At 41.1% G+C, this 23,407-nt stretch carries 18 protein-coding genes; 13 read left to right on the top strand and 5 right to left on the bottom strand.

Features of this window, described 5'->3' with window-relative positions; translation table 11 throughout:
* Positions 1–316: 316 nt before the first annotated feature.
* The 9 genes from VXK47_RS10040 (at position 317) to VXK47_RS10000 (ending at position 13,275) form a co-directional block, all read left to right on the top strand.
* A complete protein-coding gene (locus tag VXK47_RS10040; RefSeq protein WP_435548646.1) occupies positions 317–3,046 on the top strand; it encodes an N-6 DNA methylase in 2,730 nt (909 codons plus the stop codon).
* Entirely contained in the window at positions 3,039–4,307 is a 1,269-nt protein-coding gene (locus VXK47_RS10035) for a restriction endonuclease subunit S (protein WP_435548645.1), read from the top strand. The genes VXK47_RS10040 and VXK47_RS10035 overlap by 8 nt, the downstream gene beginning before the upstream one ends.
* Positions 4,300–7,554, top strand: coding sequence for a type I restriction endonuclease subunit R (locus VXK47_RS10030; RefSeq protein ID WP_435548644.1), 3,255 nt, complete (start codon positions 4,300–4,302; stop codon positions 7,552–7,554). Before VXK47_RS10035 ends, VXK47_RS10030 begins: the two co-directional genes overlap by 8 nt.
* Positions 7,551–8,258 (top strand): M48 family metallopeptidase, encoded by a 708-nt coding sequence (locus tag VXK47_RS10025; RefSeq protein ID WP_435548643.1) that lies wholly within the window; start codon positions 7,551–7,553, stop codon positions 8,256–8,258. Before VXK47_RS10030 ends, VXK47_RS10025 begins: the two co-directional genes overlap by 4 nt.
* Before the next feature lie 329 nt (positions 8,259–8,587).
* Positions 8,588–8,842, top strand: coding sequence for a winged helix-turn-helix domain-containing protein (locus VXK47_RS10020; protein ID WP_435548642.1), 255 nt, complete (start codon positions 8,588–8,590; stop codon positions 8,840–8,842).
* A 158-nt stretch (positions 8,843–9,000) separates the two neighbouring features.
* Positions 9,001–10,452 (top strand): ATP-binding protein, encoded by a 1,452-nt coding sequence (locus VXK47_RS10015; RefSeq protein WP_435548641.1) that lies wholly within the window; start codon positions 9,001–9,003, stop codon positions 10,450–10,452.
* A 415-nt stretch (positions 10,453–10,867) separates the two neighbouring features.
* Positions 10,868–11,368 (top strand): flavin reductase family protein, encoded by a 501-nt coding sequence (locus VXK47_RS10010; protein WP_435548640.1) that lies wholly within the window; start codon positions 10,868–10,870, stop codon positions 11,366–11,368.
* Positions 11,369–11,374: 6 nt separating this feature from the next.
* Complete coding sequence (locus VXK47_RS10005) at positions 11,375–11,785, top strand: hydantoinase B/oxoprolinase family protein (RefSeq protein ID WP_435548692.1); 411 nt, start codon at positions 11,375–11,377, stop codon at positions 11,783–11,785.
* 206 nt (positions 11,786–11,991) lie between these two features.
* Positions 11,992–13,275, top strand: coding sequence for a putative porin (locus tag VXK47_RS10000; protein ID WP_435548639.1), 1,284 nt, complete (start codon positions 11,992–11,994; stop codon positions 13,273–13,275).
* Between the two features lie 112 nt (positions 13,276–13,387).
* Here VXK47_RS10000 and VXK47_RS09995 read toward each other — a convergent pair whose 3' ends face one another.
* Positions 13,388–15,007 carry a B12-binding domain-containing radical SAM protein gene (locus VXK47_RS09995; protein WP_435548638.1) on the bottom strand — a complete coding sequence of 540 codons (1,620 nt, stop codon included), beginning with the start codon at positions 15,005–15,007 and terminating at the stop codon, positions 13,388–13,390.
* A gap of 123 nt (positions 15,008–15,130) precedes the next feature.
* Here VXK47_RS09995 and dusB point away from each other — a divergent pair, with 123 nt between their 5' ends.
* The gene (gene dusB / locus VXK47_RS09990; protein WP_435548637.1) at positions 15,131–16,111 is read left to right on the top strand and encodes a tRNA dihydrouridine synthase DusB; all 981 of its coding nucleotides are present in this window, start codon (positions 15,131–15,133) and stop codon (positions 16,109–16,111) included.
* Here dusB and queF read toward each other — a convergent pair.
* Positions 16,108–16,521: a preQ(1) synthase gene (queF, locus tag VXK47_RS09985; protein ID WP_435548636.1), complete on the bottom strand. Its 414-nt coding sequence runs from the start codon at positions 16,519–16,521 to the stop codon at positions 16,108–16,110. The two genes, dusB and queF, sit on opposite strands and share 4 nt — an antisense overlap.
* A 6-nt stretch (positions 16,522–16,527) precedes the next feature.
* Positions 16,528–18,402: an ASKHA domain-containing protein gene (locus VXK47_RS09980; protein WP_435548635.1), complete on the bottom strand. Its 1,875-nt coding sequence runs from the start codon at positions 18,400–18,402 to the stop codon at positions 16,528–16,530.
* A 606-nt stretch (positions 18,403–19,008) separates the two neighbouring features.
* On the opposite strand from VXK47_RS09980, the gene VXK47_RS09975 reads away from it, so the two are divergent.
* The 3 genes from VXK47_RS09975 (at position 19,009) to rpsI (ending at position 21,451) form a co-directional block, all read left to right on the top strand.
* On the top strand, positions 19,009–20,502 hold the full coding sequence (locus VXK47_RS09975) for a glycosyltransferase family 2 protein (RefSeq protein ID WP_435548634.1): 1,494 nt from the start codon (positions 19,009–19,011) through the stop codon (positions 20,500–20,502).
* Positions 20,503–20,594: 92 nt separating this feature from the next.
* A complete protein-coding gene (gene rplM, locus VXK47_RS09970; protein WP_435548633.1) occupies positions 20,595–21,029 on the top strand; it encodes a large ribosomal subunit protein uL13 in 435 nt (144 codons plus the stop codon).
* 26 nt (positions 21,030–21,055) lie between these two features.
* Positions 21,056–21,451 carry a 30S ribosomal protein S9 gene (rpsI, locus tag VXK47_RS09965; RefSeq protein WP_435548632.1) on the top strand — a complete coding sequence of 132 codons (396 nt, stop codon included), beginning with the start codon at positions 21,056–21,058 and terminating at the stop codon, positions 21,449–21,451.
* Between the two features lie 264 nt (positions 21,452–21,715).
* On the opposite strand, the gene VXK47_RS09960 is transcribed toward rpsI, so the two are convergent.
* Together VXK47_RS09960 and VXK47_RS09955 are read right to left on the bottom strand one after the other, a co-directional pair.
* Positions 21,716–22,732: a ribonuclease Z gene (locus tag VXK47_RS09960; RefSeq protein WP_435548631.1), complete on the bottom strand. Its 1,017-nt coding sequence runs from the start codon at positions 22,730–22,732 to the stop codon at positions 21,716–21,718.
* A complete protein-coding gene (locus VXK47_RS09955) occupies positions 22,732–23,154 on the bottom strand; it encodes a hypothetical protein (protein ID WP_435548630.1) in 423 nt (140 codons plus the stop codon). Before VXK47_RS09955 ends, VXK47_RS09960 begins: the two co-directional genes overlap by 1 nt.
* Between the last annotated feature and the right edge of the window lie 253 nt (positions 23,155–23,407).

The raw sequence follows: 23,407 nt of genomic DNA, 5'->3' as shown, positions 1-23,407 counted from the left end.
AAATCTTATCAAAGAAACATTCAAAAAAGCAGGCACTGGCAAAGCATAAGTTTTACAAATTTAGAGACGTTCCGCTTCATTTCATATTTTCCCATAGTTTCAACTCAGTTACGATAGGTTAACCCCTCAAAATAACCGGACAAAACGTTTGACAATAGATTAATGGCAGGTATATTGTAGCCATATTTATTTCGGTTTGCTGGATCGTAAATGACAGAGACCGAAATTTTTATATCGATTTCCACTACAAGTTACATACTTTATTTATTTTACCTTTGACTTATATTATTAATATCTTAGAGGAAATAAACCCATAATGGTAAAAACCAAACTCACACTGTCGCGCCTTGAAAACCTACTTTTAACTGCCTGCGATGACCTTCGCGGCAGCATGGATGCCAGCGAGTACAAGGAATATATTTTCGGCATGTTGTTCTTAAAACGGGCCAGCGACCTATTTGATCAACGGCAGGCAGAGCTGAGAACAGAACTTGCGGGTAAAGGCATGTCTGAGGAAGATATTACCATAGCATTAAATGACCCTGACAACTATTCAGGCAAGTACTTCTATGTTCCGGAACGGGCGCGCTGGAATCAGGCATGGGACGAAGAGGTAATAAAAGACGGTGAGATAAAAATCATTCACCATCCTGCATTAAAGCATCTCAAAGAGAATGTTGGAACAATGCTCAACAAAGCCCTTGAAGCCATTGAAGATGCAAACATTGACGCTTTGCAGGATGTGCTGAAAGGGATCAATTTTAACCGGAAGATCGGCCAACGGTCTCTGGACGATGACACACTGGCTGATTTCATACAAAACTTTGAAAAAATACCTCTTAAAGATGAAGACTTTGAGTTCCCGGATTTGCTTGGTGCGGCTTATGAATGGCTGATCAAATATTTTGCGGATTCAGCCGGTAAAAAGGCAGGGGAATTCTACACACCGGTAGAAGTCGTTCGCGTCTGTGTTGAAATCTGTGATCCACAAGAAGGCATGAGCATTTATGATCCTACAGCAGGGTCGGGTGGCATGCTGATACAGACACGGGACTATTTACAGGAATGCGGCGGTGATCCCGGCGAGTTATCCCTCAACGGTCAGGAAAAAATCGGCACCACCTGGTCTATCTGCAAAATGAACATGCTGCTACACGGCATATCTCATGCCGATATCCGTCAGGCCGATACCATCAGAGAACCTCTGCATCTGGACGAAACAAACGAACTCAAGCGTTTTGACCGGGTGCTGGCCAATCCGCCGTTTAGTCAGAACTACATTAAAAAAGAGCTTAAATTTCCAGGGCGCTTTCCTGTGATGATGCCTGAAAAAGGCAAAAAGGCCGATCTGATGTTTGTCCAGCATATGCTGTCGGTTCTCAAACACGACGGCCGCCTGGCCACTGTCATGCCCCACGGTGTTTTGTTCCGGGGCGGTGAAGAACGCGCAGCCCGCCGGTACTTTATTGAAAAAGGGTATCTGGAAGCTATTATCGGCCTGCCAAGTAACCTGTTTTACGGTACCGGCATTCCCGCCTGTATTATGGTTATGAACAAACACGGGGCCGCAAGCCGCGATCATGTATTGTTTATTAATGGAGACAGAGAATACCGGGAAGGTAAAGCACAAAATCATCTGCGGCCTGAAGACATCGACAAAATTGTTCATGCTTACCGGAATGGGCTTGATATACCAGACTATGCACGCAAAGTTCCGGTAACGGAAATAGCCGCGGAAGATTATAACTGCAATATACGCCGTTATGTCGATAATGCGCCACCGTCCGAACCCCATGATGTACGCGCCCATTTGCATGGCGGCGTTCCCATTGCTGAGATTAATGCCATGGCACACTTCCGGATCAACTACAAAGGATTGCGTGAAGATTGTTTTGTTCCAAAAGATGACATCTACATGGACATTGCCGAATCCATTGCCGCAAAACGCAGTATTGCTGATTTTGTTACAAATCATCCGGGTGTGAAAACACGCCATCAGGCTTTTATAACTCAACTGGAAACCTGGTGGCAGGCCAACTTGCCTGTTGTTGAGGCACTGGCCCATGATCCTGAAAATAAAAATACGGGCAACGTCTATGTTATGAGAAGAAGCCTGCTGAAAAGCATTGCAGAAGAGTTTTCAGGACAAACTCTGCTGACCCCTTTTCAGATAAGGGGCGCTTTTGCCAACTACGTTAACCTGCTGAAAGCCGATTTCAAATCCATTGCCGCAAGCGGGTGGGGCCCTGAACTGATCCCGGATGACGAGATTCTGCAAAGCCAGTTTCCTGAAATACTTGAAGAAATGGAGCAGGCACAGGCGCGTCTATCCGAGTTGCAGGCTCTGTTCAGTGCTGCCGATGAGGAAGACTTTGAAGACACGGAAGATACCGGCGTCCTGCAAAGTGACGAAGTGAAAAACAAAAAGGAAGAGATTAAGGCCCTGAATGCTGAATGGAAAGAATATCTTAAAGAAGTTAAAGCACTTACGGGTAATATCTTTTCTGAAATAAAAATAGCCGGATTGCTGCCTAAAGATGTAAAAAAAGGCTATTATTGCGCTGAAGGCTTAACACAAAATGAAGCACTGTTTGCTAATGGCCGGCGTATTCTCGATCTGGCCAATCAGGTGAATTATCAATCCGGCTTTGCTGAACCGCTGGTACAAGCTATTGAGAAAGGAGCGTTTGCCAAAGAACGCGTCAACAGCATCGAACAAAGCCTTGCGCGGCACAAGATGTTGGAAGATAAAGCCAAATCGTTGAAAGCAACCATCAAAAGTACTGAGAATAAACGGGATGAACTGGTAAAAAGTGCGCGGGCTAAAATCTCCACCGATGAAGCCCGCACTGTAATTATAGAACGTCTGCGCCAGGTTTTAATAGACACTTATAAAGCTTACCTGCGTGCAGATCTGCGCGTCTGCATAAAGGCTATTGAAAATCTGTGGAGTAAATATGCTGTGACGGCTAAGGAAATTGAAGCTGAACGGGATGCGGTATCAAAACAGCTAAAGAAATTTTGGGTGGAGTTGGGGTATGAGTGAATGGGTAATAGATCAATTACATAATTTGCTTGACTTTCAAAAGGGCAAAAAGGTTGAAACAAGCGAAATTCAGCGATCAGGCTATGAACGATATTTAGGTGCTGCTTCCTTGGTTGGTGGACATGACGGCTATGCATCAACACGTTTTTCAGTCAAAGCAAATAAAGATGATGTATTGATGCTTTGGGATGGGGAACGAAGTGGGCTTGTAGGTCATAATTTAACGGGAGTTGTGTCGTCAACGGTTACAAAACTTTCACCTAATAATAAAATTATAAGCAGCTTGCTCTACTACTATTTGTTGCAAAGTTTCGAGTGGATTCAAAATCGAAGAACTGGTACTGGAGTGCCTCATGTGCCAAAAGACCTGATGAAAATACTCAAACTAAAATATCCTAAAGAAAATAAATATCAAAAAAAGGTCGCATTAATTTTAGAAACTGTCGACCAAGCCATCGAAAAAACCGAAGCCCTGATCTACAAATACCAGCAAATCAAAGCGGGTTTAATGCACGACTTGTTTACCCGCGGCGTCACCGCCGATGGCAAACTCCGCCCACTCAGAGAACAAGCCCCGGAGCTTTACAAAGAAACCCCCATTGGCTGGATTCCGAAGGAGTGGGATATAGTAAGAGCGTCAGATATATGCCATCCAATTACAAAAGGTACGACGCCATCAACATTTATTAATAATGCCAATAGAATAAAATCTATCCCATACATTCGTGTTGAAAATCTAAGCTTTAATGGCTCACTTCGATTTGACATGGATTCTTTGTTTGTTAGTAACATTATTCATAATTCTGAGTTAGCTCGCTCGAAAGTATTTCCTGGTGATATTTTAATGAATATTGTAGGCCCACCTTTAGGAAAAGTTAGTCTCATCACTGATGAGTATGAAGAATGGAATACCAATCAGGCTGTATCGATTTATAGAGTTTTACATCAAAGATATAGACTTTATCTTTTATATTACTTACTATCCGATTTCGCACAAAAATGGTTTTACTTACGCTCAAAGCGGACTTCGGGCCAAGTTAATCTTACGTTAGAAATGTGTTCAAATCTGGAGATGCCTCTTCCAAAAAATGAAGGGGAACTTGCAAGCATTTCAAATATTTTATCTCAAATATTCGAGAAAATTAATATTGAAAACAATTTTCGGATAAAACTCAAAAAACAAAAATCCGGCCTCATGAACGACCTCTTAACCGGTAAAGTCCAGGTCACCATCGACCAGGAGGAAACCACCCATGTCTGAATACACCGAAGTTGAAAAGCCTTTTCTGGAGCAACTTCAGTCGCTGGGCTGGACAGCAATTGATCAGGGGCCGGAAATTCCGCAAGATCCCGGTAAAAGCATACGGCTATCCTTTCGCCGGTGGCTCTTGCCTGGTGTATTTGCTAAAGCAGTTGCTGATATCAATAGAACAGCAGAGGGTAAAAGCTGGCTGACCGATAAACAATTAAACGATTTGCAGGATCAGATCCTGCGCCAGCCCAACCGTACACTTCTTGAAGCCAATGAAGCAATTCAAAAGCTGATCTTCAAAACCCAGGTGGATGTAAATGAGATTACGGGTGAACAGGACCCGGTGGCAAAGCTCATTGATTTTGAGAATCCTGGAAATAACCGGTTCCATGCCATTAACCAGTTTCGTATTGATACGCCCGGATGTGTGAAGCAATTCATCATTCCCGATATTGTATTGTTTGTGAACGGTATTCCATTGGCAGTGGTGGAGTGTAAAAAAGGCGGGCCGACCTGTGCAAATCCCATGAATGAGGCGTTTGAGCAATTGCAGCGCTATATGAATAAACGCAATGCCACTTTGCAACAGGGTTTGAAAGAGGGCGAACCGCGTTTATTCCACACAGTCTTGTTGGTGGTTCGCTCCAGCGGTCTGGAAGCGGATTTCGGCACTATTACTTCCGGAGAGGAACACTTCTTTCCCTGGAAAACCCAGTGGCCCAATAATGATTCTACTGCCACAGGCATGAATCAGCAGCAGCAACTCATTGCCGGTATGCTGAACAAGCAGAACCTGCTGCATATTTTACGGACCTCGTCGGTATTCATGGATACGGACAGCGGGCCGCGTATTAAGGTGGTGTGCCGTTATCAGCAATTCAGGGCGGCATGTAAAATTTGCGAGCAGTTGCGTAATGGTAAAACCGTTGTCCAGCGCAGCGGTGTGATCTGGCATACCCAGGGATCGGGCAAGTCTTTGACTATGGTGTTTGTGGCGCGCATGATTCGTGTGTCCAAAGACTTAAACGATTTTAAGATCGTCCTGATTAATGACCGTATTGATCTTGAAGAACAGCTTGGCAGAACTGCAACCCTGATCGGGGGCCGGGTAAATATCATACAAAGTGCAAGCGACCTGCGCACTGATCTTAGCACGGACACCTCCGATATTAACATGGTGATGGTGCATAAATTTCTCCAGCGTGAAGAAAGCCTGAGCTTAAAGGTAGCAGAGGCTTTGGGCACATATCAGGCCATGCCTTCGGGAAAAACCTTTGGCGTGGTTAATGATTCTGAACGAATTATTTTAATGATAGATGAAGCGCACCGAACCCAGAGTTCCGACTTAGGTGATAATATCTTTGAAGCCTTCCCCAATGCCGCGCGAATAGCATTTACCGGTACTCCGCTGATAACAGAACGCCACGGAGAAAAGAAAACTCACAAACGATTCGGGCAATATATTGATACCTATAGATTGATGGATGCAGTAAACGACGGCGCTACATTGCAAATCCTCTATGAAGGAAAAACCGCAGATACAGCTTTAACCGATAAACATGGCTTTGAAATCAGATTTGAAGATTTGTTCAAAGACCGCAGCGAAGATGAATTGCTGGCTATCAAAAAGAAATACGGGGCAACCGGTGATATTCTGGAAGCCGAAAAACGTATAAACGCCATTGCCAAAGATATGGTTGATCATTATATCTCGAATATATTGCCCAATGGCTTTAAAGCGCAGGTCGTCTGCCATTCCAAATTGGCAGCCTTCAGGTACAAAACAGCAATAGAGGATGCATTGCTTGATCGTTTGGAAAAAGCCAAGGCGGAACCGCTGCCGGATTTAAATCTGATTAAGAGGCTCAATTTTTTAAAAGCGGTGGTCGTTGTATCCAGTGATGGGACCAATGAGGCAGCTTATATTACCACCTTACGCAGACAAGCCAAAGCATGGAATGCAGTTAATAACTTCTGTAAACCATTTGATATGGATGATCCGGACAAGGAATACACAGGGATCGCATTTTTGATTGTCTGTGATATGCTGCTGACCGGTTTTGATGCGCCTATTGAGCAAGTAATGTATATCGACAAAAAGATACAAGAGCATGCTCTATTGCAGGCAATAGCCCGGACCAATCGTGTGCTGAGAGGCAAGAAACGCGGATATATAGTGGATTATATCGGACTGTCAAACCATCTCACAGAAGCCTTAACACTCTACGCTGCAACAGATGAACAGGAAGAACTGGCAGAAGGTTTAAAAAGTATCACCTCTGAGATGCCCGTATTGGAAGAACGGTATCAACGGCTGCTTCAATTGTTTGCTGATAACAAAGTGAAGGACGTGGATGCATTTGTGCAGGGCAGTTTGCCGGATATGGAAACCGATGCGGCAGTGGTGCATGCTGCTGTCAACTTATTAAAGGATGAAAAAATCCGCGCCGATTTTGATGTTTATCTGAAAAAATTTTTGATGAGTATGGATATTGTTCTGCCTCATCAGGCGGCTAATCCTTACCGCGTCCCTGCAAAACGCTTCGGGTATATTTTACGTGTTGCCAAAGAACGGTATAAAGATACCAGTTTGAATCTGGGTGATGCCGGAGAAAAGGTAAAAGAATTAATCAATGCCCATTTGATCAGCCTTGGAATTAATCCTATGGTTCCGCCGATAGAACTGTTAGCAGATGATTTTATCGAAAAACTGATAAAACATGCCGGGGGTAATCCTGAAGCCAAAGCAAGTGAGATGGAACATGCCATTCGCAAACATTGCACAGTGCATCATGATGAAGACCCGGCTTTCTATAAAAAACTTTCCGAGAAAGTTGAAAATCTAATAGAACAATACCAGGGTCATTGGGATGTGTTAGCCGAAGAACTTGAAAAGCTAAGGACCGAAGCCATAGAAGGACGTAAAACCGGTGAACACGGCATGACCAGAGAAGCAACGACTTTTTTCGAACATATTGCCAACGAAGCATTTGCCGATGGTAAAGTACCCGGTGATGCCAAAGATAAAATGAAGGTTTTAATGGAGTCGATTGTTGACACCTTACAGGATAGTATAGGCAGCATTGATTTCTGGACAAACTCTGATAAACAAAAGAAAACCCGCAGCGAAATAAAAACTGCCTTGATGCTGACTGATATTAAAGAACTCAAACAAAACCGGGAACGGGTAGCAATAGAAATTATGAAACTGGCTAAAAATCGGCATGATGATTTGCTAAAAGGTGGGGACAAATGAATGCACGGCGAGTAAGAGATATTGATTATCATTTGTTGCCCGGTACAGAACGTAAAACTACGGATATTGTGATCGAACGCGATGGAATTGTGACCGTACATCCGCCTAAAGGTTTCAGCCCTGAACAGGTGGATGCTGTCGTTGAAAGCAAACGCATGTGGATATACAAAAATCTGGCGCAATGGCGAGATTTGAATGCAACGGCCGTGATTCGCGAGTGGGTGAACGGTGAATCCTTTCTCTATTTGGGTTGTAGCTACCGCTTGTTGTTGGTTAATGAACAAGATGCTGATTTAAAATTAAAAGAAGGCCGATTCTGCTTAAAACGCTCCTTGATTGAACAAGGTGGGGAATCTGCCGCCAAAAGAGCTTTTGAAACGTTTTATTGCTCAAAAGCCGAAAATCGTTTGCGCGAGCGGATCGACTATTTTGCTCCCAAAACAGGAGTGAAGCCAACCGGGTTAAGGGTTAAAGATTTGGGCTATCGTTGGGCAAGCTGTACCGGAAATAATACGTTGCAGTTTCACTGGAAGTGCATGATGGCGCCGGCAAAGATAATCGATTACATGGTAGTACATGAATTATGCCACATGCACCATAGAAACCATACTGATGCCTTTTGGAATGAAGTGGATAAGGTTATGCCTGATTATCGGGAACGGAAGATGTGGTTGAAAAAACATGGGGCCGGGTTGGATTTATAATTGCAGACAGGGCAAATAATAATCGCTTCAACTTGGGTTGCCGGGAGCGCTTCGATTTCAAAAGTAACAGCGACAAAAGATCTGCGTATATTGGTGGAAGCTGGGTTTGCAGAGCAAATCGGACAAGGTCGGAGTGCGCGATATATTTACAGTGGCGGCAATCGGTAAGTAATCGGTAAGTCTTATTTCCTAATCGGAAAGTGGCGTATGCCTTTGGACGTTACCTTGGCGTCTTCATAAGTTAAAGATAAGCCGTTATATTTAACTTAGGTATTGGATAGGTTAAAGACGGGGAGCACGGAATGGGTTCCCCTTAAATAAATAAACCAATGAAACCTGCAAAGCCGGATACAGAAATCGGGTTGGATGAAAAGTTGGATGAAAAGTTGGGCAAAAATCGCAGCATGATCCTGCGGCTGATGATGTCAAATCCTGCGGTGACCGTCAGTGAACTCTCAACAGCGCTGAGCATCAGCAGGACCGCAACAGACAAAAACATTCAGATACTGAAATCCCAGGGTTATGTTGAACGGATAGGGTCAGCCAAAGGAGGACATTGGAGAGTAAGAGGTAGTATCAAATGACCAAGCTAAACCTGCCTGTAAAAACCGCATTCTTCTTCTATCAAACAGAAGACGGCTGCATCCGCATTGAAACACGCATGCAGGATGAGACTGTATGGCAAATTTAGCATCTTAACTTTTGAAGCAAAAGTGATTACTGGAAATAATGGAAGCGGATTATGAATCTAAAAGAATTAAAAAAACTGGTAGCATCCGGGGAATCCGACCGGATTGAATTCAAATCCACAACCGGACAGCGCACACAGGCCATGAAAACAGTTTGCGGGATGTTAAATGGTTTTGGGGGTTTTGTCTTTTTTGGTGTATCCGACAAAGGCGAACTTATCGGCCAGGATGCTACCGCCAAAACGATGGCCGATATCTCAGCAGAACTTAACCGTCTTGATCCGCCAGCATTTCCTGATATTGAAACAGTTACGCTGGAAAACGGAAAGGCAGCGATCATGTTGAGAGTCCCCGGTGGTGGCGGACTTTATACTTATGATGGGCGCTCCTATATCCGCAATGGCCCTACAACAAGCATAATGCCAAAAGCCGAATATGAACGCAGGTTAATTGAACGGTTGCATGCAACCCGTCGATGGGAAAACGAGCCGTCAGCAAAAGGGGTTACAATTAAAGATCTTGATCAGGATGAAATCCAACTGACATTGACAAATACAATTGATGCCGGCCGGATGGAGCGGCCAAGAAAGACCGATACAAAATCAATTCTTACAGGACTTGGACTTATTATTGATGGCATGCTTACAAATGCTGCGGTTGTTCTTTTTGGAAAGAGTCGCAGACTGGAATCACTCTATCCACAGTGTTTAATCCAATTGGCAAGATTTCGGGGCACTGATCGTCTTTCTGATTTTGCCGATAACCGGCAATATTGGGGGAATGCTTTCAGTCTTCTTCAAAAAGCGGAATCATTTTTTAAAGATCATATCCCGATTGCAGGAAAAGTATTCCCTGACAAATTTAAACGTCAAGACCGTCCACTCTACCACCCCCGTGCTTTTCGGGAAGCATTGGCAAATGCATTTTGCCATCGGGATTATGCGGTGCCCGGTGCATCGACATCTGTTGCTATTTATGATGACCGGATGGAAATCATTAACCCTGGTGCCCTTCATTTCGGCATTACTCCGAAAGCATTATTTCATCCTCATGAATCCAGGCCATGGAATCCCATTATCGCAAACGTTTTTTACCGGGCTGGTATTATTGAAAAGTGGGGAACAGGCACATTAAATATTATCGAATGGTGTAAAGAAAACGGGAACCCACTTCCGGAATGGAATATGAGTTCGGGTTCTGTTGCGCTGATATTCAAACCATTAGTTGACAAAGTTGCAAGAAAACCCGAGTCACAGCCCGAGTCACAGCCCGAGTCGCAGCCCGAGTCATTGCGTGACAGGATAATTCATTTACTTTCAAATGATATACTATCAAAATCAGAAATTTCAAACCAATTAGGCCAGAAACAGATTTCCGGACAGCTTAAAAAAATCCTGATTGAGCTTATTAATGAAGGTGTCTTGTCGTTTACGATACCGGATAAACCGAAAAGCCGGTTGCAAAAATATAAATTAATAAAAAAGACAAAGACCAAAAATAAATAAAATATTTTTTGCCATCATAGCTTCTGCTGAAATAACACATGAATACACAACAGGAAACACTTTAAGTTTTATGTTTATTGAAAAAAGCGCATTATCTTCTGATATATAAATAAAGAGGGTGAATTGTCCCGGCAACCACCGGGGAATCCTCGGTAGTTCAAAACGAAGGAGGACGACAGGCTCAACACAAGTTATATTTTTAAAATCTGTGCTAAATGAGCCACTTTCAAAATGTTTCAGTTTGGTCAAGGTCAAGGCGGGCGAAAATTTTAACCACAGGAATATATTTAGTATTTTTCGAGGATAGTGCTATGCTTCACTGCGTGCAAAATTTGAGCCCAACGCAAAAGATCGGCCCAAATGGGACGTTTTGAAACTGGCTCAAATATTTTATCTAATAAAAAAGGAGATTGCTATGAGAGATGTGGACTATTTGAATGTTGCCGAAGATAGCATAAAAAAAATTAAAGAGGGTGCTTTCTTAACCGTAAAATATGAAGATGCGTTAAACACCATGACCATAGGTTGGGCCACATTCGGAATTATATGGAGAAAACCGGTCATGATGGTGGCAGTGAGGTCCAGCAGGCATACATTTGGGATTATCGAAGCAGCCAAAGATTTTACCGTTACAGTTCCGGCCAAAGACATGCGTAAGGAGATCGCTTTTTGCGGCTCGAAATCCGGCCGGGACGTGGATAAATTTAAGACGTGCAACATGTTAACAGTTGCCGGTTTGAAAGTCGCTTCGCCTGTTATTGATACACGAGGGCGGCATTACGAGTGTAAAATCATTTACAAGTCCGCCATGGACCCGGCTTATCTTGACAAGGATTATGACACATCCCTTTACCCGCAAAAGGATTATCATACACTATATTTTGGCGAAATAATGGCCTGCTACGAAACTGATTAATAATCAATTTATAATTGCGGTGTCCATACGCACATGACCAACACGCGCATCACTGATCCTGAGATTCTGGAACGCCGCTATCCGGTGCTTCTGCGCAAGTTTTCATTAAGGCACGGCTCCGGAGGTAATGGGCGCTTTAAAGGCGGCAACGGTTTGGTGCGGGAAGTAGAGTTTTTAGAACCTCTCAACGTGGCCGTTCTTACTGAGCGAAGGGTATTTGCTCCGTACGGATTAAATGGCGGTGAACCCGGTCAATGCGGCATCAACCTTTTTATCAGAAAAGATGGTACCGTAATAAATCTTGGAGGTAAAAAAGAAATTCAGGCTCAACCCGGTGATCGCCTGCGCATCATGACACCGGGCGGAGGCGGGTACGGCAAGCGGCTTGACGGTAATAAAGAATCTGGAATTTTTTAGACCAGGCTATGATAATTATCATTGTTGTTCTTGAAATATTTGCACAAAGCTGGTTTAAAAAGAACGGTAAAATGATCTGAGGTTAACCATGATACCATTTCCAACAAAGGCTTGCGGGAATCCGGCTGCTTGCCTGGATTTTATAGGAAAACAGAAGTTAATATCTTGTAACTTATAATAGACAGAATAACGCGAGAAGGAGAAAGATGAAAAAAAAGCTATTAATTTTATTAAACATAATTATCCTTCTAATATTTACAATCGGCTCATCCCGGGCAAGCAATGTGGATAAGCTGATAGACAAGCTGGTAGAAAAAAATATTCTTACCAGATCCGAAGCTACAGAACTCATACAACAAATAAATGAAGAGGAAAAGAAAGAAAAAAAGGAAGTCGCTGGTACTGGCGAAACAAAGGATGTCAGGGTGCCGGACTGGTTGGGAAATATGAAAGTACAGGGAAATTCCAGAGTTCGATTTCAAACAGAGGATATTGAAAACGACAAAAATAATTCGTATCGAAACCGTGAGCGTATCAGATTAAGACTTGGTGTTGAGACAGCAGTGAATGATAGCTGGAAAGCCGGATTCGGTTTTGTAACAAGTTCAGGTGATCCCCGATCCACCCATCAAACACTGGGAGATACCTTCAGCCTGAAGGATATCAGCGTAAATTATGCGTATGCCCAATATACACCGGTTAAATGGGCTGAGCTTTTAATGGGAAAATTTAAAAACCCCATATGGAACGCAAGCAACCTGATATGGGACGGCAATATTTACCCTGAAGGAGCCGCTGTCAGGTTTAAATACAAAGCAGCGAAAAACGTGGAATTGTTTGCAAACCTGGACGCTTTTGTACTTCAGGAGTTCAGTGATAAAGCCAATGACCCTTATCTGATCGCTATTCAGCCCGGACTTAATTTAAAACTGCCCGGCGATATGTATTTTAAAATTGCAGGAAGCTATTATGATTTTAACTATGTAAAAGGCAATGACTGGACAAAAGACAGCTCAGGGAATATTGGCGCCGGGTGGGGAGTGGGCACTAATTCCAGAGATGCCGCAGGTAACTGGATGTACGACTATGATTCTTTTGCCGGAAATGCTGAATTTGGTTTGCCTGAGATATCCGGGTATATTCCTTATGCTGTTTTATATGGACAGTATGTCAGAGCAATAGACTCGCATGATAACAATACCGGTTGGCTGGCCGGATTTAAATTTGGCCACAAGGATGCTAATGATTTTGGCCGGTGGCATTTATCATATAACTATAGACGTCTTGAAAAAGATGCATGGCCTGATTTCCTGTCGGACTTTGATAGCTATAATGGCAATACAAATATAAAGGGTGAAAAAATTGAATTTTTGTTTGGGCTAAACAAGAATGTTTCTTTAGGGCTGAATTATTTCAAGTTTGATCACATCCTGCGAACATCGGATGACACTCAGCATAAGATGCAGGCGGATATAAACATGAAATTTTAAATTGCCGGAGATATTAGAAGATATAGCAATTGTCATAAATCTGTTCCGATTGGGCATGGATACGTATGCTAACCGCAGAAAAACGGATCATATTTATAGCAAATGCTATAACTTAGCAACCTTTCAAACCAGCTTTATTTATTTTTTCGGTAAACAATCCGGCAGTCTTATCGCATATACTGTGCTCATAAACGCCCCCTTCTTTGTTAACTCCTCTTATCTTCCCATCAAAAAGAAACCACTTTAAAAGCTTTATACCTGTTTCTGTCCGGTTACCGTCTTTAATTTCTTCTTCTGCAAATGGCCCAGGTTCAGGGATTTCATATCCGCTGTCGATTAAAGATTTCATGAAATTTAATATTCTTCCGAGCCTTAAAATAGTAACAGCCTGTTTTCTGCCTGTTGTGTGGGAAAGGGGGAAAGCGCTTGAACGCATTAAAGAATATTTTTCAGGAAGTATTGCAAGATTTTTGCATTGTTCAAAATCAGCGCTTCCGGGAGAAGGATAAAAGATTGAAACTCCGGCAAGTACTCTTCTTTCGGCAAGATATAAAAGATCGGAAACGGAATCTTTTGGTGTTTGGTGGGGCGCTCCGGCTATTATGTATCCGACTGTTTTAAGATTATATTTTTCGGCAATCAAAAGTATTTTGTCAAAGGCTTTCCTCACATCAGGCCTTTTAAATCTTTTGAGCTGCTCTGATGAAGATGAACCAAGGGAAAGATTCAGGGTTTTAAATCCCGACTCTTTCATAAGGCATACCATCTCTTCATCAAGCGATATAGGCAGCAGCCCGTTCATTGCTCTTAACTCAAGCTCTGAACCGGCAAATCTTGATTTTAACTCACAAAGCAGGGCTGTAAACCATTTTTTGTCTAAGCTAAGATTTTCATCTTCAAAATCTATAAAGGCGGCTTTATGTCCGCTAATATTTATATCAAGCTCTTTTATAACTGATTCAACGCTTCTTTGTCTGTATTTTTGATATGGTAAGCCTCCTATAGAACAATAAGAGCATTTCATGGGGCAACCTCTGCTTGCCGAAACAACAGCGCTTGCCATTTTGCCCCTTTTATAAAAATTATGTTTTAAAAGAGAAATTGCAGGCAGAGGCTGTTTGTCAAGATCGTCAATCAACGCAGGATTATCAGCATATAAGTTTCCGTCTTGTTTACGGTAAACAATACCCGGCACCGAATCGGGACTTTTGTTTTCTTTAATCGCAGCGGCAAGAAGCGGCAAGGATTCTTCTCCTTCACCACGAATTATAAAATCAACAGCCGTGTTTTTCATTACCTCATTATAAAGGGTTGTGGGATGGTGTCCTCCAAAAACTATTTTGCAGCCAGGATGATATGCTTTAACTGCTTCGGCAGTCATCAACGCATATTCTGCATAAGGTGTAAACAAAGATGAGATCCCAACAAGAAATGCTCCGGTTTTGGCCGCTTGTTTTCCGATATGCTCGAAACTGTATCCAAAGTGCTTGAAGCTGTTGAATAGAGCAAAAGGAGATATATCTTCTTTCCCGTAATATTCATTAAGGTAGGCCATCTCTTCGGGAATTTGCAGTTTGTGTGATTTTGAAGTGGCAAGACCGTCAAATATTTCAACTGAAAAACCGGCTTTTTGAGCAGATGATGCTATACATGTCAGCCCGTAAGGAATAGTTCTTTTTGATGTAAGATAAAAATCTCTTACAGGTGGTTGAATAAGTAAGATATCAGTCATAGTAATTATTCTTTTTTTAAAATAAATTTATGTTTTAAGTTCAGATGAATCCCAATGCGTTTATCCTGTCAACTTAATCAGGAACACTTGACAATGTTATACTTTATTGACATGATTTTACAAATGAAAATAGACTCAATACTTATAGATAACAACACAGTTCTTGCTCCTCTGGCCGGCATCACCAACCTGCCATTCAGACTCATTGCAAAAAGAGCCGGATGCGGACTCGTTTGCTCTGAAATGGTAAGCGCAAACGGCATTGTTTATGGTTCTAAAAAAACCCTTGGCATGCTTGATTCCTTATCTGAAGAACGTCCTGTTTCATTTCAGATTTTTGGCTCCGACCCTTTAATTATGGCAGAAGCCGCAGTAATTGTTGAATCATCAGGCGCTGATATAATCGATATAAATTTTGGCTGTTCCGTTAAAAAAGTTGTAAAAACAGGCGCAGGAGTTGCTCTTATGAAAGAGCCCGGACGAACCGAAGCAATTTTAATGGCGATAAAAAAATGTGTAAAAATTCCTGTGACGATAAAGATAAGAACAGGATGGGAAAAAACCGGTGAGCAGGCATTAAAAACAGCCAAAATCGCAGAGCATTGCGGAATAGATGCTATCGCAGTTCATCCAAGAACGGCAAGTCAGGGATTTAGAGGTTTGGCCGACTGGTCTGTAATATCAAGGGTTAAACAAAATGTTTCTATCCCGGTAATTGGAAACGGGGATATTCTCACAGCCTATGATGCTGTTTCAATGCAGAGTCAAACCGGTTGCGATGCAGTTATGATAGGCAGGGCGGCTATTGGCAATCCATGGATATTTGAACAGATCAGGGCTCTTATGTCAAAAGAGCCTATAGCACCGGCAAGCCTGGCCCAACGCTTTGACGGCATGAAAGGATACCTTAAAGCAAATGCAGAATATTTCGGGGAAAAACAAGCTTGTTTTATGATGCGAAGCCGCCTCGGTTGGTTTGTAAAAGGGCTTGATTCAAATGCTAAGTTCCGTGAATCCGTAAAACATATCACATCGGAACAGGAAGCAATCGATATCATAAATTCATATTATGATTTTCTTAATACCAAAACCGTCATACCTTAATCTTCAGCATAGAGTCTATAGATAGCAACAGCCTTGGTAATTATACCCCCTCTTGCACTGAATTCACCTGTGATTTCCATTTGCTTTGGTTTGAGCACTTCTACAAGATCATCCAAAATATGATTTACTACATGCTCGTAAAAAATACCGACATTTCTGTATTGGAGCAGGTAATATTTCAAGGATTTTAACTCTATTATTTTTTTATCAGGTGTGTATTTAATAACTATAGTGCCGAAATCGGGAAGGCCTGTCATGGGGCATACGGAAGTAAATTCAGGCTGTCTTATTTCAATATCAATATCTCTTTTCTGCCTGTATTTGTAGTCCATAGAATCTAAAATATCTATCTTAATATCTTCGGGACTATTTGCATTATAGTCCGGTTTTAGTTTTTTATTCTTAGCCATATTATTTTACTCCTTGTCAATTTCCATTCTTTTGCCGCCCGACAGTCTGTATAATCCCAAATAGCCTGCCTGAACAAAAGTTGGCATAAAAGCAGGTACAGTGCTTAATTCAATATATTGCGTTCTTGAAGCCAGGTTTTGAGCATACAATCGTTTTTCTGAAGAAATCAAGGCCATCTTTGCACCTATGCCTGCTGCATTTCCAACCTGTTTGAAACGTTCATAAGGCAAACACGGCAGCAGACCAACTGCTACAGCGCTGGCTACATTGATATAACTTCCAAAAGCTCCGGCAATGATTACCCGGGTGATATCGTATTCAGCGCAACCTTTGGCTTCCAGCAAGAGCTGGATGCCGGTGCGGATAGCGGCTTTAGCAAGCTGCAATTCTCTGATATCACTCTGGGTAACAACAATAGCCGCCTGCCCGTTTCTTTCCTCTTCACTTACCAGAACAAATTCCGGATATTTCCCGTTGTTCCTAACACCGGGATGGTCTTTAGACATTCTGCCGCCTTTATCTATGATTCCTGCCAGATACAATTGGGCCAAAGCATCCGGTATGCCTGATCCGCATATACCGACCGGTGGTGCTCCGTCAATGGTCTGATATTTTGTTTTGCCGTTTAATATGAGTATATCTTCGATAGCTCCGCCCGAAGCCCGCATCCCACACTTGATGTGTCCTCCCTCAAACGCAGGACCGGAAGCACAGGAAGCACTGACTATTTCTCCGTTTACTATCAATGAAATCTCGGTATTGGTTCCAATATCAATAACCAATTCAACTCCTTTGATATTTTCTGCATCTACCGACAGCAAGGCTGCAGTATGATCCGCACCAACAAATCCGGCTATATTAGGCAAAAGATGTATAAAAGCACCCGGGGCAATTTGCAGACCGGCATCTCGTGCTTTTATATCCAAAGATTTTCTTACTGCAGGAATAAAAGGCGATTCAGCCAGTTGCTTTACAGGCAGGTTAAGCAGTAAATGATGTATTGCAGTATTTCCTACAATTACCGCATCAGTGATTTCATCTGTTTTTGCACCAATCTTTAAACATAAATCTTTGGCTGAATTGTTGAGTGAATTGATGGCAAGATTCTTTAACCGGGTTGCTTCAGCAGGAGATTGAATTGCATGTGTAATGCGGCTTATAATATCCTCACCATAACCTATTTGAGGGTTCATTATTCCTTCGGCAGCAAGTGTTTTGCCGCTTTCCAAATCAACCAGATATCCGGCAATTTTAGTTGTTCCCAAATCTACGGCAAACCCAAGCTTACGGTCTGATAAAGATAAACCTATTGCCTCGTCTTTACGAACAAGGAAATTGCACATCCAGTTCCATTCCCGCAGTTTTGGAGAAAGATTTCTCATGACATCGATATCAATTGAAGAACAGCTAATGTTATGAGTTAAATTAATGGTTTCCAAAATCCGGTCGGCATCACCGCGCAGATCTGAAAAAGAAGCAGGATTAACGGCAATCTTATAAGAATTTACAACAGGTTCAGGAGCAATGTCGATTTCCAGACCTTCTGTCTGGGCTCGTTGAGGTGCGGTAATCGATTCAGGAGGAAGGTATAATCTGCGGTCGCTTAATGGATATGTCTTGCAAGCCAGACACCATCCCCGCTCACGCTCTTTTGAGGATAATATTTCTTTTTCGCTAATAGCCGGCTCCGAAACTGTTCCATCAAGAATTTTAATCTTGCAGGAACGGCATTTCCCATAGCCTCCGCATACGCTTTTAATATTTATTCCAAGTTGATGAGCACATTCTAGTAGTGACTTATCGGAATCGCATTGTCCCCGAAGGCCAACGGGTTCAAAATCCAATTTATAATGCTCAGTCTTTTGATCAGTTCTATTCATATGCTATCTGTATGAGGTGTGTTTTTAAAAGCCAGGCCTATCAGGGGAAGTTAACATAACAGAAAGCCCGCCTGATTTGTTTTTAAACGGCAAAAAAAAGTCCGGAAAAATTTTCTTGTTTTTTTATACTTATTCTTTATTGCTTTACAAGTTTTGATCTAATATAAGTTCCAAGGTTGATTACAATGCCTTTAGTAAAATGTTTTTCACACAGCTTCTGTTAGCAGGGTAAAAACAGGCATATGTATAAGCTTTTCTTGTTTGATCTATTGCATTAACAGACTCATATGTCAAGTTTGATGCCTTGGTGAAAAGTCCGTCAAAATTTTCTTTTCTTTAAAGCTTGTAGTGAGCGCTATTGACTTATGCTGAACGAAAAAGAACATTTTCATAGAGCTGCTGAAAATACATTATTCTTGTTGACATTATATATATGCAGGAGTAGAAAAGCATGCGCGAAAAGTATCGGAAGTTTAATTAATTATAAATATTCAAATATTTATTTAGGACATATAATAAAAATACAAAAAGCCTGTATTATCGATTTGTCAGATTTATTTCGATGTCATACAGGCTTTTATGCATTCTAAATAGGAAAATAATACGATGGCCCCTTTTATTCATATAAAGAATTTTTCAGCTCTTTTGCATTTTATAAGCAATCTCAGGCAGAATTTAATTGTTTTTTCTAAGTCTCTTTCTTCAAAGGGATACCAATTTGATATGATCATCAAAATATCAATATGTCTTGCAATGGTTTCAATTGTAGTAATGGACATATTTTTTTTAGAACGTATTGCAATGATCAGGGAAGAGATGAGGCAAAATCCGTACGGAAGAGCTTTTATGCTGTTTGCACTGTTCTTTATTGCAATCAATATAATTGAGTTTTTATGGAGGCTTTATCTTGTTTATAAATATAAACCTGCTTCATCTTTAAATGATAATGATTTGCTTTCATGCAGTGTCGTTGTGCCTGCTTTCAACGAAGGCAAACAGGTATATATGACTCTAAAAAGCCTTGCAGAAAGCGACTATCCTTTAAATAAACTTCAAATCATTGCTGTTGATGATGGAAGTTCCGATGATACATGGGATTGGATATCTAAAGCTAAACGGGAATTGGGAAGAAAGATTATTGCGATAAAGCTTCCTCAAAATAAAGGGAAAAGGCACGCTCTTTATTCGGGATTTCAACAAAGCACAGGAGATGTGTTTGTGACGGTTGACAGTGATTCAGAGGTCAAACCCGATACTCTCAAAAATCTTATAAGTCCTTTTGCTATAAACAGCAAAATAGGCGCCGTTTCAGGAAGCATACGTGTTCTTAACCGGAATGAAGGCATAATTCCAAAGATGCTTGATGTAATATTTCTTTTCAGTTTTGATTTTATCCGGGCCAGCCAGAGCATGGTAAATACCGTGATGTGCACTCCCGGCGCCCTTTCAGCTTACCGCAAGGATGTTGTTGCTCCGGTTCTTTTGGAATGGCTTAATCAAACCTTTTTCGGCAAACCTTCCAGTATAGGTGAAGACCGGGCCATGACAAACCTTATAATCAGAGAAGGCTATAATGTATTTTACCAGCAAAATTCTGTGGCATTTACCAATGTACCGGTAAAGTATACGAACCTTTGCAAGATGTTATTGCGCTGGGCGCGCAGCCACATCCGTGAAACTATTGTTATGTCGGGATTTATTTTTAAAAAGTTCAGAAAGGATTCCGCACTTGGAGCACGTATAAATTTTATTCTGAGTTCGATTGGAATAATATTATCTCCGTTATTTATTTTTGTTACAATATCCTTTTGTTGCTGGCATATTGTCGAATTTGGCATAAGTATTTTGATAGGAATAATATTCACATCAAGTATGGCAAGTATTTTGTACGCAAAGCGCTGCGGAAACTCAGACGGGCTTTTTGCCTATTTATACGGTGTTTTTGTTTTAGTAAGCCTTTCATGGATATCAGCCTATTCCCTTGTAACGCTTCATCACTCCGGCTGGCTGACCAGGGGCAACAGCACTAAAACCGGAAATTTATCGCTTGAAACAAATAGATTTTATTTAAATTTTGATGAGGTCAAGTCCGGAAAGTAGAATCCATTAATTCAAAATAAATACTTTTTTCTTGACACAGTCGGTTAATTTAATTAAAAGTATCGGATTCTAAATTAACAGGAGTTTTTGCTGTGAAAAAATATACATACAGTGCAAAGAATGAAGATAACGAAGATAAATGGGTGCTAATTGATGCAAATGGCGCTGTGCTTGGAAGGCTTGCAACCAATGTAGCTTCGCGCCTTAGAGGTAAAAACAATCCATTGTTTACGCCTCACGTAGATATGGGCGAAAGCGTTATTGTAATTAACGCTGATAAGATTGCTCTTACAGGCAGAAAACCGGATCAGAAACGCTATTATAAACATAGTGGATATGTTGGCGGACTTAAAGAAATTACTGTAAAAAAACTTCTTGAAAAGAAGCCTGAGGATGTTATCCGCTTTGCTGTGAAAGGCATGTTGCCCAAGAATAAGCTGGGAGCTAAACTTTATAAAAAACTTAAAGTTTACGCTGGCGAAAAGCACCCGCATGTTGCCCAGACGCCTGAGATAATTAAATTGTGATATTACTTTTTTTATTGAGGAAATAAATGGAGAAACAAAACGTGTTTTATGCCACCGGAAGACGGAAAAAAGCTATTGCCAAAGCTTGGATGAAGCCTGGAACCGGACTGGTTATTATCAACGACCTGCCTATTGAACAATATTTCAAGGTCGAATCGGCAAGAATTGATTTAATTAAGCCTTTTGTAATAACCAATACGCTTGGTACATTTGATGTCAAAGTGCGTGTTTTAGGTGGCGGAATTTCCGGACAGTCAGGCGCTGTAAGGCTTGGAATAACAAGAGCTCTTATGCTGTCAAATCCTGATTTAAGGCAGGTTTTGAAAAAAGCAGGCTTTGTAAAAAGGGACCCAAGAATAAAAGAAAGAAAGAAATACGGTCAGAGAGGCGCAAGAGCAAGGTACCAATTCTCAAAACGTTAGAATTTCATATTGTATCATATTGGTATATTGGACCGTGTCCTTTGTATAAAAACCATCTGAAGCTATGGAATTCATAATCTGTACTTCATTTATGGAGGCAGATACAGTTCCATTTTGGCTGCAATGTAATTGTGAACATAATTCCAATATTCAAATCATAAAGTTCAGATTTGAATATTGGAATTTTTATTTAAAGCTTTATATTTTTCAGTCTGTTGTTTATCCCGGGACTATGGATTTGGGTAAAAGAGTTATTCAAAGCTCTCAGGTTGCTGATATGTGTTTTTCATATTCCTGTCTTGCTTCCTGATACAAAAGTCTTTCTTGTCCGATGTTTCTGGGAGAAAAATGAAAAATTGTAAATAGTTTGGCTTTTGCCATGGCCGCCAGATAGCCTGCCTGCCTTGCTGTTAGATGCAGCTTCTTTTCTGCAAGCTCGCAGTCCTTGTGAAGAAAGCTCGCCTCAATAAAAAGATAATCGGAATCTTTCGCAAATTCAATTATTTTATCTGTATTGGATTTATTGAATGCTGTATCCGCGATGTAGGTTATTTTTTGGCCCCGGGTAATTAAAACTATCTTTTCAGAAAGTTCTCCAAGGTTAAATTTCTTATTCACCGTTTTGTTTTCACCCGAACAAACCTCAAAAACAGAATCCGGATCTTGTTGCTTATATAGTGCATCTTTTAAATTTCTAAGCCAGGGTCCGATTTCAAGCCCTAAAGATTCAACATTTTTTTTAATTATGTTTATGTGGAATTGCTCTTTGGTTGAAAAGCCCAAACAGGGTATTCCGTGGTCGATTATCAGAGCTGAAACATTAAAAGCCGGTTCTTTGTGCAGGGTGCCGTTAAAACTATTTATAATTATTTCAGGATCAGGAGTGAACTTGTTAATGCAGCGGAATGTTTTTGTGATTTGTTTATCAGGGTTGACTTCTGTTGCGTGCAGAATTAAAGGATTTTTATAATTATGGACAAGATTCCATGAATATCCTGCCAGTTTACCCTCTATATTACTTAAAAAACCCTCCGGCCCATAAAAGTAAATATCTTTGTTTCTTCCCAGAAGAAGTCGCAGCAGTCTGTCAAAACCTGAAAAATGATCCATGTGCGTGTGCGACACAAAAACATGGCTTATTTTAAGGATATCTCCGGATGAAAGGGAATGAATATCTCCAAGATCAAATAATATAGCCCGCTTTTGAAAGAGAAAAGATATAAATAATCCTGGATCACCGAAAGGGCCGTTTACTGTCCTTGGATGAAAGAGAGGGCGCATTATGCCGATAAATATTTCATAACCTGTCTGTTAATACAAGTATATAAATCTTCATCAGAACCGAAAATTTCAACAATATCTTTATGCTTTATAAGCTGTTCAATTACAAAAGACGTTACATAAAGCGATACAATATTTGGTTGGGGAATAAGATTTCTATATGGAGCAATAACGAAATCAATATCAAAATCTTCGGAACGGGTTAATTTCTCAAGACACATTCGAATTTGTTCCTGAGAACTGTTTTTATTAGTTGTTTCTATCAGATTATCTTCTATTAGCTTTGAGGTAATTGCGTTAGAAAGGGGCTCATAGCATTCTTTGATTGTGTTTATTGCCTGTTTGCGAGCATATTCTTTCGAAGATTCAATTTTAGATAAAATATTTGATTCTCTATTACTTGGCCGGAATACCTTAGCCATTTGCATTCACCCTTATATTGTTAATTAATATTTACGGCTTGGTACAAACTTCCTATGTGAAACATCATTGTAACGCTTCTAATTGATTGGTGTTAAGCTTTTGCCAAAGTCTCTGCGTCAGTCTCAAATTCCGCAGTAAGTGATAAGGAGTACAGCGTAAACGTTAACTTTGAAATACTTCCTGTATCCCCCTACCCTAAACTTATGCCTTTCGGCACAATAAGCACATCTTGCATATGAAGCTTTTTACTTT

The organism is Desulfobacterium sp. N47, from assembly GCF_051233685.1.
Lineage (GTDB): Bacteria > Desulfobacterota > Desulfobacteria > Desulfobacterales > RPRI01 > RPRI01.
Note: the sequence above shows the minus strand (reverse complement) of the source record. Positions and strands in the feature narration are given on the sequence as shown.

Coding starts and splice junctions, on each gene's coding strand:
- VXK47_RS10040 (WP_435548646.1), top strand. CDS start 317: ATGGTAAAAACCAAACTCACACTGTCGCGCCTTGAAAACCTACTTTTA.
- VXK47_RS10035 (WP_435548645.1), top strand. CDS start 3,039: ATGAGTGAATGGGTAATAGATCAATTACATAATTTGCTTGACTTTCAA.
- VXK47_RS10030 (WP_435548644.1), top strand. CDS start 4,300: ATGTCTGAATACACCGAAGTTGAAAAGCCTTTTCTGGAGCAACTTCAG.
- VXK47_RS10025 (WP_435548643.1), top strand. CDS start 7,551: ATGAATGCACGGCGAGTAAGAGATATTGATTATCATTTGTTGCCCGGT.
- VXK47_RS10020 (WP_435548642.1), top strand. CDS start 8,588: ATGAAACCTGCAAAGCCGGATACAGAAATCGGGTTGGATGAAAAGTTG.
- VXK47_RS10015 (WP_435548641.1), top strand. CDS start 9,001: ATGAATCTAAAAGAATTAAAAAAACTGGTAGCATCCGGGGAATCCGAC.
- VXK47_RS10010 (WP_435548640.1), top strand. CDS start 10,868: ATGAGAGATGTGGACTATTTGAATGTTGCCGAAGATAGCATAAAAAAA.
- VXK47_RS10000 (WP_435548639.1), top strand. CDS start 11,992: ATGAAAAAAAAGCTATTAATTTTATTAAACATAATTATCCTTCTAATA.
- VXK47_RS09995 (WP_435548638.1), bottom strand. CDS start 15,007: ATGACTGATATCTTACTTATTCAACCACCTGTAAGAGATTTTTATCTT.
- dusB (WP_435548637.1), top strand. CDS start 15,131: ATGAAAATAGACTCAATACTTATAGATAACAACACAGTTCTTGCTCCT.
- queF (WP_435548636.1), bottom strand. CDS start 16,521: ATGGCTAAGAATAAAAAACTAAAACCGGACTATAATGCAAATAGTCCC.
- VXK47_RS09980 (WP_435548635.1), bottom strand. CDS start 18,402: ATGAATAGAACTGATCAAAAGACTGAGCATTATAAATTGGATTTTGAA.
- VXK47_RS09975 (WP_435548634.1), top strand. CDS start 19,009: ATGGCCCCTTTTATTCATATAAAGAATTTTTCAGCTCTTTTGCATTTT.
- rpsI (WP_435548632.1), top strand. CDS start 21,056: ATGGAGAAACAAAACGTGTTTTATGCCACCGGAAGACGGAAAAAAGCT.
- VXK47_RS09960 (WP_435548631.1), bottom strand. CDS start 22,732: ATGCGCCCTCTCTTTCATCCAAGGACAGTAAACGGCCCTTTCGGTGAT.
- VXK47_RS09955 (WP_435548630.1), bottom strand. CDS start 23,154: ATGGCTAAGGTATTCCGGCCAAGTAATAGAGAATCAAATATTTTATCT.